12 protein-coding genes are annotated in these 12,520 nt (G+C 65.7%); 8 read left to right on the forward strand and 4 right to left on the reverse strand.

Annotated elements, in window-relative coordinates; translation table 11 throughout:
• Positions 1 to 176: 176 nt before the first annotated feature.
• The 3 genes from MVF76_RS01025 to MVF76_RS01035 all read left to right on the forward strand — a co-directional run bounded on the left by MVF76_RS01025 (position 177) and on the right by MVF76_RS01035 (position 3,672).
• On the forward strand, positions 177 to 2,189 hold the full coding sequence (locus MVF76_RS01025) for a sodium-translocating pyrophosphatase (protein WP_297526779.1): 2,013 nt from the start codon (positions 177 to 179) through the stop codon (positions 2,187 to 2,189).
• Between the two features lie 191 nt (positions 2,190 to 2,380).
• Positions 2,381 to 2,929: an inorganic diphosphatase gene (gene ppa, locus MVF76_RS01030; RefSeq protein ID WP_297526781.1), complete on the forward strand. Its 549-nt coding sequence runs from the start codon at positions 2,381 to 2,383 to the stop codon at positions 2,927 to 2,929.
• 227 nt (positions 2,930 to 3,156) lie between these two features.
• The gene (locus MVF76_RS01035) at positions 3,157 to 3,672 is read left to right on the forward strand and encodes a metallophosphoesterase family protein (protein ID WP_297526783.1); all 516 of its coding nucleotides are present in this window, start codon (positions 3,157 to 3,159) and stop codon (positions 3,670 to 3,672) included.
• 265 nt (positions 3,673 to 3,937) lie between these two features.
• On the opposite strand, the gene MVF76_RS01040 is transcribed toward MVF76_RS01035, so the two are convergent.
• Positions 3,938 to 4,378, reverse strand: a complete 441-nt coding sequence (locus tag MVF76_RS01040; protein ID WP_297526785.1) for a molybdenum cofactor biosynthesis protein MoaE — start codon at positions 4,376 to 4,378, stop codon at positions 3,938 to 3,940.
• Between the two features lie 2 nt (positions 4,379 to 4,380).
• A complete protein-coding gene (locus tag MVF76_RS01045) occupies positions 4,381 to 4,614 on the reverse strand; it encodes a MoaD/ThiS family protein (RefSeq protein WP_297526787.1) in 234 nt (77 codons plus the stop codon).
• 268 nt (positions 4,615 to 4,882) lie between these two features.
• On the opposite strand from MVF76_RS01045, the gene moaC reads away from it, so the two are divergent.
• Together moaC and sthA are read left to right on the forward strand one after the other, a co-directional pair.
• Entirely contained in the window at positions 4,883 to 5,365 is a 483-nt protein-coding gene (gene moaC / locus MVF76_RS01050; RefSeq protein ID WP_297526789.1) for a cyclic pyranopterin monophosphate synthase MoaC, read from the forward strand.
• 73 nt (positions 5,366 to 5,438) lie between these two features.
• On the forward strand, positions 5,439 to 6,827 hold the full coding sequence (gene sthA / locus MVF76_RS01055) for a Si-specific NAD(P)(+) transhydrogenase (RefSeq protein ID WP_297526791.1): 1,389 nt from the start codon (positions 5,439 to 5,441) through the stop codon (positions 6,825 to 6,827).
• 57 nt (positions 6,828 to 6,884) lie between these two features.
• Here the strand turns inward: sthA and MVF76_RS01060 are convergent, their stop codons facing one another.
• Positions 6,885 to 7,775 carry an HDOD domain-containing protein gene (locus MVF76_RS01060; protein WP_297526793.1) on the reverse strand — a complete coding sequence of 297 codons (891 nt, stop codon included), beginning with the start codon at positions 7,773 to 7,775 and terminating at the stop codon, positions 6,885 to 6,887.
• A 165-nt stretch (positions 7,776 to 7,940) separates the two neighbouring features.
• Between MVF76_RS01060 and MVF76_RS01065 the strand changes: the two genes are divergently transcribed.
• Complete coding sequence (locus tag MVF76_RS01065; RefSeq protein ID WP_297526795.1) at positions 7,941 to 8,642, forward strand: hypothetical protein; 702 nt, start codon at positions 7,941 to 7,943, stop codon at positions 8,640 to 8,642.
• Between the two features lie 124 nt (positions 8,643 to 8,766).
• Here MVF76_RS01065 and MVF76_RS01070 read toward each other — a convergent pair whose 3' ends face one another.
• On the reverse strand, positions 8,767 to 11,052 hold the full coding sequence (locus MVF76_RS01070) for a DUF1631 domain-containing protein (protein ID WP_297526796.1): 2,286 nt from the start codon (positions 11,050 to 11,052) through the stop codon (positions 8,767 to 8,769).
• Positions 11,053 to 11,256: 204 nt separating this feature from the next.
• Here MVF76_RS01070 and MVF76_RS01075 point away from each other — a divergent pair, with 204 nt between their 5' ends.
• The gene (locus tag MVF76_RS01075) at positions 11,257 to 12,159 is read left to right on the forward strand and encodes an HDOD domain-containing protein (protein WP_297526798.1); all 903 of its coding nucleotides are present in this window, start codon (positions 11,257 to 11,259) and stop codon (positions 12,157 to 12,159) included.
• Between the two features lie 49 nt (positions 12,160 to 12,208).
• Positions 12,209 to 12,514, forward strand: a complete 306-nt coding sequence (locus tag MVF76_RS01080; RefSeq protein ID WP_297526800.1) for a hypothetical protein — start codon at positions 12,209 to 12,211, stop codon at positions 12,512 to 12,514.
• Positions 12,515 to 12,520: the final 6 nt, after the last annotated feature.

The following is a 12,520-nucleotide window of genomic DNA, read 5'->3' on the forward strand; positions in this document are numbered from 1 at the left end:
GGCCACAGTGGCGGCACTTGAAGCGCCCGTCAGCAAGCTTCCAGGCCCGGGTATATCCGCATTCTGTACACCGTCTCATACACAGACCAGACTAGTCGATCTGGTCCGATTTGCTTAGGAATTACCAAGCAAAATACCGAAAACCGCGCATCTTTGAATAACGGAGGAATAGCGACATGTCTGCTGGCCTTGTGTTTGCCCTGCTCTGTGCTGCCGGCGCCGTGGTCTACGGTGCCCTGTCGGTAAAATGGATACTTGGCCGTCCCACCGGCAACGAGCGCATGCGCGAGATCGCCGACGCGATCCAGGAAGGTGCCACCGCCTACCTCAACCGCCAGTACACCACCATCGGGCTCGCGGGCATGGTGTTGTTCGTGCTCATCGGGCTGTTCATAGGCTGGCCGACGGCCATCGGCTTCGCCATCGGCGCCATATTCTCGGGACTGGCGGGCTACATCGGCATGAACATATCGGTGCGCGCCAATGTGCGCACGGCGCAGGCCGCTCACCAGGGCCTGGATGCCGCCATGCAGGTGGCCTTCCGCGGCGGCGCCATCACCGGGCTGCTGGTGGTGGGTCTGGGCCTGCTGGGCGTGGCGGGTTTCTACGCCCTGCTGCGCATGCAGGGGGTCGAGGATCCCATCCATCCCCTGGTAGGGCTGGCCTTCGGCGGCTCTCTGATCTCCATCTTCGCCCGACTCGGCGGCGGCATCTTCACCAAGGGCGCGGACGTGGGCGCTGACATCGTCGGCAAGGTCGAGGCAGGCATCCCCGAGGACGACCCGCGCAACCCGGCGGTGATCGCCGACAACGTGGGTGACAACGTCGGCGACTGCGCGGGCATGGCCGCCGACCTGTTCGAAACCTACGCCGTGACCGTGGTCGCCACCATGCTGCTGGGCACCCTGATGGTCCCCGGCGCGGAACTTCAGGCTGCCATCTATCCGCTGGTCCTCGGCGGTGTATCGATCATCGCGTCGATCATCGGCACCTTCTTCGTCAAGGCCCGCGAGGGCGGCAAGATCATGAATGCCCTGTATCGCGGCCTGATCGTTGCCGGCGTGCTGGCCGCGATCGCCTTCTACCCGGTGACCGAGTGGCTGATGGGCGACAACGGCCACTTCAGCACCCTGGCACTCTACGGCACGGCGCTGATCGGACTGGCGCTGACCGCGGCCATGGTGGTCATCACCGAGTACTACACGGCGACCGAGTTCTCCCCGGTCCGCCACATCGCCGAGGCATCCACTACCGGCGACGGTACCAACGTCATCGCCGGCCTGGGCGTGTCCATGAAGGCCACGGCACTGCCCGTGCTGGCGGTGTGCGCCTCCATCTGGGGCGCCTACGAGCTGGCCGGGCTGTACGGCATCGCCGTGGCCGCCACCTCCATGCTGTCGATGACCGGCATCATCGTCGCCCTGGACGCCTACGGCCCCATCACCGACAACGCCGGTGGCATCGCCGAGATGGCCGAGCTGGACGAGAAGATCCGTGGCATCACCGATCCTCTGGACGCCGTGGGCAACACCACCAAGGCGGTCACCAAGGGCTACGCCATCGGCTCCGCCGGCCTGGCCGCGCTGGTGCTGTTTGCCGACTACACCCATGGACTGGAGGCGGCCGGCAAGGTCACCACCTTCGACCTGTCCAACCACATGGTCATCATCGGCCTGTTCATCGGCGGCCTGGTACCCTACCTGTTCGGCGCCATGGCCATGGAAGCGGTGGGGCGGGCCGCTGGCGGCATCGTCAACGAGGTGCGCCGCCAGTTCCGCGAAATGCCGGGCATCATGGACCGCAGCCAGAAGCCGGACTATTCGCGCGCGGTGGACATGCTGACCCGCGCCGCCATCCGGGAGATGGTGGTGCCCTCGCTGCTGCCCATCGCCGTGCCCCTGCTGGTGGGCCTGCTGCTGGGTCCGCAGGCGCTGGGCGGCGTGCTGCTGGGCTCCATCGTCACCGGCCTGTTCGTGGCCATTTCTATGACCACGGGCGGCGGCGCCTGGGACAACGCCAAGAAGTACATCGAGGACGGCAACTTCGGCGGCAAGGGCTCGGACGCCCACAAGGCCGCGGTCACCGGCGACACCGTGGGCGACCCCTACAAGGACACCGCCGGCCCGGCCATCAATCCCTTGATCAAGATCATCAACATCGTGGCACTGCTGATCGTGCCGCTGCTGTGATTCGAGGCCACGAGCCACTGAACCCACTGAAACCACGAAAAGAGTGCGGATGATGGCGGTGCCTTGCGCGCCGCCAATCGCCCCCGGATTCTTCCGTGGGTTCCGCGGGTTCCGTGGCCATCGCAAAGTTAGAATTTGTCCGGCGGGCCGGTATAATAGCCGGCCTTTTTCATTGTCTGCGGATGGCTGTCATGAACCTTGATCGCGTCGACTCCGGAACAGATGTCCCCAATGACATCAATGTGATAATCGAGATACCGGCGCACTCCGACCCGGTGAAGTACGAGGTCGACAAGGACACCGGCGCCATGTTCGTGGACCGCTTCATGAACACCGCGATGCACTACCCCTGCAACTATGGCTATGTGCCCCACACGCTGTCGGACGACGGCGACCCGGTGGACGTGCTGGTGCTGACCCCGGTACCCCTGATCAGCGGCTCGGTGGTGCGCTGCCGCCCCATTGGCGTGCTCAAGATGACCGACGAATCCGGCGACGATGCCAAGGTACTGGCCGTGCCCATCGACAAGCTGTGCAACATGTACCGAAAGGTCCGTGATTTCCGCGACCTGCCGCCGATGATCCTGGAACAGATCGCGCACTTCTTCGAGCACTACAAGGATCTGGACGAGGGCAAGTGGGTCCGTGTCGAGGGCTGGGGCGATGTCGACGAGGCGAAGGCCGAAATCATGAACAGCGTGCAGATGTACCGCGACGCACCCGAGAAACCGAGATTCTGACAACCCTGGAGGTCTATCGCCACGGAATCCACCGAATCCATGGAAACAATGACCGCGCCTTGCGTGCAGTGCGTAGGATGGGCAAAGGCCCGCAGGGCCGTGCCCATCACGGTCACCATCGCTCGGCAGGCCCGTTCACGATGGGCACGCTCCGCTTTGCCCATCCTACACGAAAGCCGCGGTCAGCGTTTCCATGGATCTGGCGGACGCCTGGTCAAGCAACAGCCATGAAGATCTGTATCGTCTCCGACAGCCATGATAACCGCGTCCTGCTGGAAGCGGCCGTCGCCGAAGCGCACGACTGGGGCGCGGAAGCCGTGCTGCACTGTGGTGACGTGGTCGCCCCCAGTACCCTCAACGTAGTGCAGAAGTACGGCCTGCCGGTGCACGTCATCCACGGCAACAACATGGGCGACCTGTACATGATGGCCCGCATCGCGGCCCAGCCCTCGAGCGTGGTGCAGTTCTACGGCCAGGATGCCGGCATAGAGCTGGCGGGCCGACGTATCTTCATGGTCCACTACCCGCACTATGCCGAGGCCATGGCGGCGACCGCCAAGTGGGATCTGGTCTGCTGCGGTCACGACCACAAGGCCAACATCGAGAAGATCCGCAATGTCCAGGGCAGTGAAACCCTGCTGGTCAACCCGGGCACCGTCGCCGGAGTCGCCGCACCCGCCACCTATGCCGTGGGCGACCTGGAAACGCTCGACTTCGAGATCCGGCCGGTTCCGGGCGCATAGCCACGGCACCCACCGGACCCACGGAAAGGGGCATCAACCCCAGCCGATGCGGGCAAAGCGAAGCGCGCCCATCGGATTCGACCGCGTGGAAAAGACACGGAGAACACTAAGACGCAGCGTGCGCCGGGACAGTGATGTGCGGACAGGAAATACTCCGTGTTCCGGAATACCGTTCCTCAGTGATGACAGACGCGCTTCAACCTGCCCCGCGGGGTGGCCGGCGATAACCTTTTCTGTGGGTTCGGTGGGTACCGTGGCCAGCCAATCAGTAACCCGCGGTATTCTTCTCCACCCAGCGCTCGCTGGCGTCCGCGAGGCGCTCCTTCTTCCAGAAGGGCGCGCGCGACTTGAGTGCCTCCATCAGCCAGCGGCTGGCCTCGAAGGCCTCCTTGCGGTGCGCGGACCAGACCGCGACCAGGACGATGGGGTCGTCGGGTCCGAGTTCGCCGACCCGATGAATGATGAGGCTGTCGAGCAGATCCCAGCGCTCCGCGGCCTCGGCGCTGATCTTCTCCAGATAGCGTTCGGTCATGCCGGGATAGTGCTCCAGCGTCATGCCTCGCACGCCCTCGCCTTCGTTGAAATCGCGCATGGTGCCGACGAACACGGCCGTGGCGCCATAGCGCCCGGCCGGCACCGCGCGTAGCTGATGGGCCGGGATCTCCTGCCAGGGATCGAAGGGCCGTTCGCGAATCTCCACCCGCATGCTCAGCCCCCCGTCACCGGCGGAAGGAAGGCCACTTCGTCGCCCTCGCGCACCCGGGCATCGAGATCGACATATTCCATGTTCACCGCCGCCAGCAGATTGGGCGGCTGCGGCTGACCTTCGGTGGCCAGCGCCCAGACATCGCGCACCCGCGCATCCGCGGGACAGTCGATCCGGGCCTCGGCACGCCCGATCCGTTCGCGCAGACTGGCAAGAAACCTGACCTCGACCTGCATAAAGACCACTCCGCGCCCGCCGCCCTGCCAGCGGCAGGCAGTTGTACTAGCCCGAAAATTGCACGAAGCCGCTGAAAAGTGAAGGCACACCCATGTTCATGAAGGATGTTTCTCGTATATTATCGGGGAGCGGTTTGTCACCGCAACGCTCTGCCGGCGTCTGCACGCCAGACGCACATCCATCCGGCAGCTTTGCAACTTTCGGGCTAGAATGTCCGCACAGAGTTTATCACGCGCCCCACGGGCGCCGAGCCCAACCGGACACTCCATGTCGGATTTGACCCACTTCAATGCCGAAGGCCAGGCCCACATGGTCGATGTCGGCGGCAAGGACGAAACCCATCGCGTGGCCGTTGCCGAGGGCCGCATCCTGATGCAGCCGGAAACCCTGGCGCGCATCCGCGCCGGTGATCACGCCAAGGGCGACGTGCTCGGCATCGCCCGGGTCGCGGCCATCATGGCCTCCAAGCGCACCGCGGACCTGATCCCGCTGTGCCATCCGCTGGCGCTGACCCGGGTGGACGTGTTGTTCGAGACCGAGTCCGAACCGCCGGCGGTGCGCTGCCAGGTTACGGCCGAGACGCGCGGCCGCACCGGCGTCGAAATGGAGGCGCTGACCGCCACCCAGATCGGCCTGCTGACCATCTACGACATGTGCAAGGCCGTGGACCGCGGCATGCGCATCGAGGGCGTGCGACTTCTGGAAAAGCGCGGCGGGAAGTCCGGCCACTGGCGCGCCGGGGCCGGGTAGCGACTAAAGATCGCTACCGGCAAACCGATAGCCTGACTGCGGACCCACCCAGCGGAGCGGGAGAAGGGATTCCATGCAGCACTACGACTTCATCGTCATCGGCAGCGGACCGGCCGGTCAGCGCGCCGCCATCCAGGCCGCCAAGCTCGGAAAGAACGCGGCCATCATCGAACGGCGCCCGGTGGTCGGCGGCGTCTCCGTGCATACCGGCACCATCCCCAGCAAAACCCTGCGCGAGGCCGTGCTCTACCTGACCGGCTGGGACCAGCGCGGAGTCTACGGCCGCAATTACCGCCTCAAGCAGAAGCTGGATATCGACGACCTGATGAAACGACTGGACATCACCCTCCATCACGAGATCGAGGTGATGGAACACCAGCTCATCCGCAACTCGGTGGACGTCATCCAGGGCTCGGCCAGTTTCGTGGATCCGCACCGCGTCAAGGTGGAAAAGCCGGATGGCAACTTCGAGGAATACAGCGCCGACAAGTTCCTGATCGCTGTGGGCAGCCGGCCGGCACGGCCGGAGGGCATCCCGTTCGACAACGAGGTCATCATCGACTCCGACGGCGTTCTCAATCTCAAGCGCCTGCCACGTTCCATGATCGTGGTCGGCGCCGGCGTCATCGGCCTGGAATACGCCTCCATATTCAGCACCATGGATATCAAGGTGACCCTGGTCGACGGCCGCCCCAATCTGCTCGAATTCATGGATCGCGAGATCGTCGACGAGCTGGTACACGGCCTGCGCGACCGCGGCGTGGTGCTGCGCCTGAACGAGAAGGTCGAGCATGTCGAGAAGGACGAGCGCAACCTGGTACATTGCCGGTTGGAGAGCGGCAAGCGGCTGTCGGCGGAAACCATCCTGTTCGCGGCCGGGCGCATCGGCTGCACCTATTCCCTGGGCCTGGAAAACGCAGGGCTGGAGGCCGACAACCGCCGGCGCCTGAGGGTCAACGAGAATTTCCAGACGGATGTGCCGCACATCTATGCCGCCGGCGACGTCATCGGCTTCCCGGCGCTGGCCTCCACGTCCATGGAACAGGGCCGGCTGGCGGCTTGCCACGCCATGGGCGCCAACATGTGCAGCACCCGCGAGTACTTCCCCTTCGGCATCTATGCCGTGCCCGAGATCAGCATGATCGGTGCCACCGAGCAGGAACTGACCGCCCAGAAGGTGCCCTATGAAATCGGCATCTGCCGGCTGCGCGAGACGGCCCGCGGCCAGATCATGGGCCTGCAGGAAGGAATCCTGAAACTCCTGGTCGGACTGGACGACCACAAGCTGCTCGGCGTCCACATCATCGGCGAGGGCGCCACCGAACTCATCCATATCGGCCAGGCGGTGCTCACCCTGGGCGGCACGCTGGAGTACTTCCTGGAAAACGTTTTCAACTATCCAACCCTGGCCGAGGCCTACAAGGTAGCCGCACTGGATGCCTGGAACCGGCTGACCATCTAGCAGCCCGCTTCCGCCCTGGTGCAATATACGGGTTAACGGGGGCGAACGCCGAAAGGCTCACTGCAGGATACGGATCACCTCGTTGATCTCCTGGGCGGACTGCGCCAGCAGCTCCACGCTGGCATCGGGACCGAGCTTGCTCAGCGGCAGCTTGGCAAAGGCGGCCAGTTCCGGCAGTGGGGGCGCCTTGCCACTGGCGTCGCCGAAACAGGCATGAACATGGGCGACCTGCACCACGTCGACATAGTCCGCGGCACCCGGCACCGAACGCTTCCAGTTTTCCACCTGCTTGGGTACTTCGGCCAGATCCGGTTCGAATTTCCAGGCCTTGAGCACGAAGGTTCCGAGCGCGCCCCGGAGACGCGCCAGCAGCGCCTCTGTTTCGGCGCGCGGCAGGTCGATAGCACCCTGTTCGAGATGCACCAGCACCGGCAGCTCGCCGATGTCGTGCACCAGCCCGGCCAGCAGGGCGCGGTCGGGATCGATGCCGGGCGTGACCCGCGACAGGACGCTGGCAATCGCCGCCACCCGGCAGCTATGGCGCCAGGTGTGCTTGAGGCGGTCGGCAATCCAGCGCGTCTCCGGCTGGAACAGGTTGCGCAGGGTAAAGCTGACCACCAGATTGCGGGTGGCCTTGAGACCGAGGCGGGTGATGGCGGTGTGGCAGTTGTCGATGGGCCGGGCGCCGCGATAGAGGGGGCTGTTGACCACCTGCACCAGACGCGCCGCCAGTGCCGGGTCCATCTGCACCATGCGCGCCACGTCGCTGGCCGAACGCTTCGGGTCCTGGACGGCCTTGCGTACCCGCAGCGCGATGTCGGGCAGGCTGGGCAATGCCAGCCGGCCCTCCTTCACCTCCCGGACGAGGGTCTCGAGCCAGCCGCCCTCCTCGCCCGCAGCCGTTGCCGCCGGCGCCTCGGCCTTGCCAGTCTCCTGAATCACCGCCATTTTCCGTTCCCTCGTCCATGCCGGATCCTGCCCCGCCCGGCACTGCATAACCCGGTTTTCGGCCACAAGCGCAGGGCCTGAAGCCCGGATTCCCTGCCGGCGAACGGGTTGTCAGGGGGCGCCGGCTTCGGTACAAAGCCCCCTCCCCCTGCAGCGGACCCGGTCATGAGCGACGACAGCACTTTCAAGGACACCCAGATCCAGGCCTTCACCGCCGGCGAGAGCCGGGTGGAGCTGGAGCACCTGCTGCGCCAGCACGAGCAGCGGCTGGCCGATCTGCCGGACGACGCGCCCGCGCTCGACCGGGCACGCATCGAACTCGATATTGCCGAGGCGCTGCTGGGACTGACCCGGAACGAGGCCGCGTGGAACATCGCGCGCGCCGCGTTCGATCGTGCACTCGCGGCCGAGGCCTGGCAGGAGGCGGTCGAGGCCTGCGACATCCTCTATCAGACCGAGCAGCCGGAATCGCTGATCGCACTCGGCAACGGCGTCTGGCTCGCCGTGACCTACCCGATCCGGCCCGAGACCAGCGTCGCCATGCTGCAACACATCGTCGACGAGACACCCGACCGTTCGGATGGTGGCGCCGTGGCCGCGGCGGCGGCCCACTTCATTGCCGACATGCGCACCGAGGGCAAGGAACACGAGAGCCTGACCTTCCTGACCAAGCAGATCCTCGCCCATGTGGCGAAGCGGCATCGCAACATCGATAAGCCGGAGATGATCGGCATGTGGATGGAGGCGTTGCAGCTCAACGACCCGGGCGAATTCCTGCCCCGGCTGGCGAAGGTGCTGGACGTGATCGTGGACGGCAACTGGTGGTACGATCGCGACGCGCTGCGCGCGCGGCTGCCCGACCAGTAGATTCGAGCGCCAGATCCGTCGCCGTTTCCTGCCGCAACGGCCTGAATGCGGAACGGAATGCGGGCCAGCCGCCGGCCGTCACCGGCATTGACACCATGATCCGGTCCGGTGGGCGCGCTCCGGCTCAGCCGGTACCGCGCAGGCCGTCCAGCAGGCTGCTCACCGCGCGGTCGATCAGCGGCACGTCCTCGATGATGCGGGCAGAGCCGCGCCGGAATTCGGCGGCCAGGCCCTGCAGGGTCATGTCCGCGGACTTGTGGCCCTGGCGGTTGGTGAACAGGTAGTTGCCACTGATGGGGCTGATCCAGGTCAGCTTGGCTCGATGGCTCTGGCCCTCGTCGTCGCGGAACTCGATCCAGGTGCCCTGCTCCAGCCGCCGCGCCATCTCCAGGTACTCGTCCTCTGCCTCCACCGTCTGCGGGTCGTCCTCGCCCAGGGTGATCTCCTCCACCTCGATGTCGCCCAGGTTCTCCTCGCGGATGAGGCGATGCAAGGTGGCGGTGGTGACCTCCGGGTTCTCCTCCACCGGCGCGCCATCCTCGTCCGCTTCCTCGCCACCCAGCGGCGGCAGGTCGGCCAGCGGATCCTCGTCCAGGGCAGGCGGCGCGGCCTCCACCGTACCCACGGCGGCCTGATTGACCACCTCGGCATGGCGGTCGGCGAGCCGGGCGAGGAAATCCTGAAAGTCGTCCTCGCGCATGGAGATCAGGGTCATGCCCTCGCGCAGCGCGCCGAGCAGCCCCGGCAGCATGCGCACCAGGCGCTCCCGTTCCTGTACCTGCTTGGGCTGCACGCTCCAGATCAGGTTGTCCATGGTCGCGAGCGCCCGCTTCCATTCCAGGCTGTCCTCGCCTTCCTTGACCCGGGTGATCAACAGCAGATTCTGCCAGTAGCTCACCAGGAACCCGCACACGAAGCGCGGCAGTTCATGGCGGTTGCAACGGGCCTCGACCTCGGCCTTCACCGCCTGCTTGGCCAGCCGCAGCCGTTCCTTGTTGTCCAGCAGCCGCGCGGAACGGGCCTCCGCCTCCGCGGCCCGGCGACGTTCGCGCTCCAGAAAGTCCTCGAACTCCTCGGCCAGCTCGTCGAACAGGGCGATGTCGTCCTCGAACTCCACCAGCACCCGCTGCACCACCGCCTCGATCCGGCGCCGCAGGCTGTCGTCGTCCTCCCCATCCCAGGTGGCCGCGGCATCGGCCAGGGCGTTGAGCAGGCGACGTGCGGGGTGCGACTTGCGATTGAAGAAGGCGTGGTCGAGCATGGCCACCTTCAGCACCGGTATCTGCAGCCGGCCGATCTGGGCCTTCATGGGATCGGGGATGTTGTCGTCATCGAGTATGTAGTCGAAGAGCATGGCGACCACGTCGATGATCATGGCGTCGGTACCGCTCACGCCCTGCGCGGCAGCGGTCTGGCGGATGTCGCGAATGACGTTCACGGTGCCGGCGGCAACGGCACCGGCCTCGATGGCAGCCAGTCCGCCCGCCAGTTCGGCATCCCCCTGCTGCAGCAGGGTCAGGTCCTGCAGGAAGGCCGGAGTCGCCGGCACGCCGCGGCCCGACCCCGCTGCGCCACCCACACCCGGCAAGCCCGGCAGACCGCCGCCCTGCGGCACCAGGCCCTGCAGGGTGGCAAGGAAATCCTGCTCCTCACCTTCCATGGCAGGCGCACCGCCGCTATCCGGCACGGACGCCCCACTGCCCGGCTGGCGCTTGACCGTGGGCCGCAGGTCGCGCAGCACGCCGCGCTCGGTCAGCAGCCTGTTCAGGGCCTGGTACAGCGGCAACACGTCGTTGCCGACCACGAAGCGATCGAACAGCTTGAGGATGATGAGCTTGACCTTGAGTCCCGACTCGATGTCGGCGCAGGCATCGAGGAAGGCCGTGCAGATCACCCGCGGGCCGATCGGGTTGTCGCCGCGCGCCAGCTCGCGGTCGCCCAAGAGAAAACCGATGCGCTGGTTGAGCGCGCCCAGTTCCTGACGGCAGTTGACCTCGATCTTGGTGATCATGTTCTTCACCGCAAGGTCTTCCTCGAGGCGCTCGTCGTCGACCAGGTCCAGGCTGTCGCCATCCAGTGACAGGCTGTCGGCGTCGCTCTGCACACCATCCTCCCGCCGGATCTCGGCATTGAAGCCCTCCAGCAGCCGGCTACGGAAGGCGGCCTCCATGGCGGCCCGCTTCAGGCGCACCTCGCGCATGGCATCGAAGTACTGGGTCTGCTGGGCATTGCTCTCCGCCTTCTCGGCCAGCTCGAACAGAGCATCGTCGACGCCATCCATCATGCGCGTCAGGGCCTCGCCCAGACGGGACAGGCTGAGCTCACGGCATTCCCGCAACAGGGCGGTGCACTCCTGCTGGCTCAGTCCCTTTCTTGTGCGCTCGAATTCGTTCATGTGGATGATGGTCATTGCCAGTCCCTTTCCGGCTTGCTCTGGAGCCTGTTACGGACCATCAAGGGGAATCTTTATGGATCCGGGCCGGAATTCGCCCGCCAATTCACGGATTTGTGAAACAGCACTCAAAATCGGCGCGCCCGGGCAATTCCCCCTCAACTCTGGGGCGATACCGCCGAAAACCGGATCAGGGTCCACTGCAGCCACAAGGGAACCTGCATGCAGCCACCGGAATCTCACGCCACCCGCGACCTGGCCGCGGACATTGCCGCCAGCCTGGTCGACGACGTCTCCTACCTGGTGTCGCCGCCGGACATCTGCGTCAAGGTGTTCGAGCTGGCAGAATCCGACGATGCCTCGGCACGCGACATCGGCGAGGTGATCAGCCGCGATCCCAGCCTCACCGCCCGCCTGCTGCGGCTGGTCAACAGTTCCTTCTACAACTTTGCGCGGCGCATCGACACCGTCAGCCGGGCGGTGACCATTGTCGGCATCCGCGAACTCTACAGCCTGGTGCTGGCGGTTTCGGCCATCAAGTCCTTCTCCAACCTGTCCAACAACCTGGTCAACATCGACACCTTCTGGCGCCACGGGATCTACACCGGCCTGATCGCCCGGATCCTGGCACGCAAGTGCCACATTCTGCACCCGGAACGGCTGTTCGTGGCCGGCCTGCTGCACGACGTCGGCAGCCTGGTGCTGTACGCGAAACTGCCCGAGCAGATGCGGGACCTGCTGCTGGTATGCGACAACGACGAGGGCATCCTGCACCAGGCGGAACTTGCGGAACTGGGCTTCACCCACGCCGATCTGGGCGGCGCGCTGGCGCACAGCTGGAACCTGCCCGAACCGCTGCAGGAGGCGATCACCTACCACCACCTGCCCTCCTATTCCATGGGCTCGGAGATGGAGACGGCGATCGTGCATCTGGCCGACGTGCTGGCCAACCGCTCGGAGCTGGGTGCCTTCTGCGAACAGGGCGACGCGGAAAGCGGGCGACTGGACGAGAGCGTATGGGAAATACTGGGGCTGGACCCAGACCAGTTCGATGCCTTCGAAGTGATCGGCGAAGCCGGGCTGCAGTTCAGCGAGACCGCCGGCCTGCTGATGGCGCGGGCCTGAAGCGGGACGCAAATCAGGCTATGCTGAGGGCAAGCCGGAGCCAGTCGCCATGACCAGCATCAATCTCAGACCGGACGACATCAACATCCAGTCGCTCAAGCGCGACAACGAGGCGCCCGCGACCACCCGCGAGGTCAACCCCACCGCGGCCAGCCCGCGCGTGCGCGGCAGCGAGGAACAGGCCGCGCCGGGCCGGCAGCCGCCCGCCCCCCGCATCGATCGCCGTGGTGACCGGCGTACCGGAGAGGATCGTCGCAAGCGCCAGATCCCGGTGATCCTGGATACCCGCAGCAAGCGGGAACGGCGACGCAGCGGCGACGCCGAGCAGCCGCGCGGCATCGACGAAATCGTTTGAAACCAG

Source organism: Thiohalobacter sp. (assembly GCF_027000115.1).
Lineage (GTDB): Bacteria > Pseudomonadota > Gammaproteobacteria > Thiohalobacterales > Thiohalobacteraceae > JALTON01.

What these genes read in the sequence shown, in the direction of transcription:
- MVF76_RS01080 (WP_297526800.1), top strand. Translation starts at nt 12,209, where the DNA reads ATGACCAGCATCAATCTCAGACCGGACGACATCAACATCCAGTCGCTC.
- MVF76_RS01035 (WP_297526783.1), top strand. Translation starts at nt 3,157, where the DNA reads ATGAAGATCTGTATCGTCTCCGACAGCCATGATAACCGCGTCCTGCTG.
- MVF76_RS01060 (WP_297526793.1), bottom strand. Translation starts at nt 7,775, where the DNA reads ATGGCGGTGATTCAGGAGACTGGCAAGGCCGAGGCGCCGGCGGCAACG.
- sthA (WP_297526791.1), top strand. Translation starts at nt 5,439, where the DNA reads ATGCAGCACTACGACTTCATCGTCATCGGCAGCGGACCGGCCGGTCAG.
- MVF76_RS01045 (WP_297526787.1), bottom strand. Translation starts at nt 4,614, where the DNA reads ATGCAGGTCGAGGTCAGGTTTCTTGCCAGTCTGCGCGAACGGATCGGG.
- MVF76_RS01025 (WP_297526779.1), top strand. Translation starts at nt 177, where the DNA reads ATGTCTGCTGGCCTTGTGTTTGCCCTGCTCTGTGCTGCCGGCGCCGTG.
- MVF76_RS01065 (WP_297526795.1), top strand. Translation starts at nt 7,941, where the DNA reads ATGAGCGACGACAGCACTTTCAAGGACACCCAGATCCAGGCCTTCACC.
- moaC (WP_297526789.1), top strand. Translation starts at nt 4,883, where the DNA reads ATGTCGGATTTGACCCACTTCAATGCCGAAGGCCAGGCCCACATGGTC.
- MVF76_RS01075 (WP_297526798.1), top strand. Translation starts at nt 11,257, where the DNA reads ATGCAGCCACCGGAATCTCACGCCACCCGCGACCTGGCCGCGGACATT.
- MVF76_RS01040 (WP_297526785.1), bottom strand. Translation starts at nt 4,378, where the DNA reads ATGCGGGTGGAGATTCGCGAACGGCCCTTCGATCCCTGGCAGGAGATC.
- ppa (WP_297526781.1), top strand. Translation starts at nt 2,381, where the DNA reads ATGAACCTTGATCGCGTCGACTCCGGAACAGATGTCCCCAATGACATC.
- MVF76_RS01070 (WP_297526796.1), bottom strand. Translation starts at nt 11,052, where the DNA reads ATGACCATCATCCACATGAACGAATTCGAGCGCACAAGAAAGGGACTG.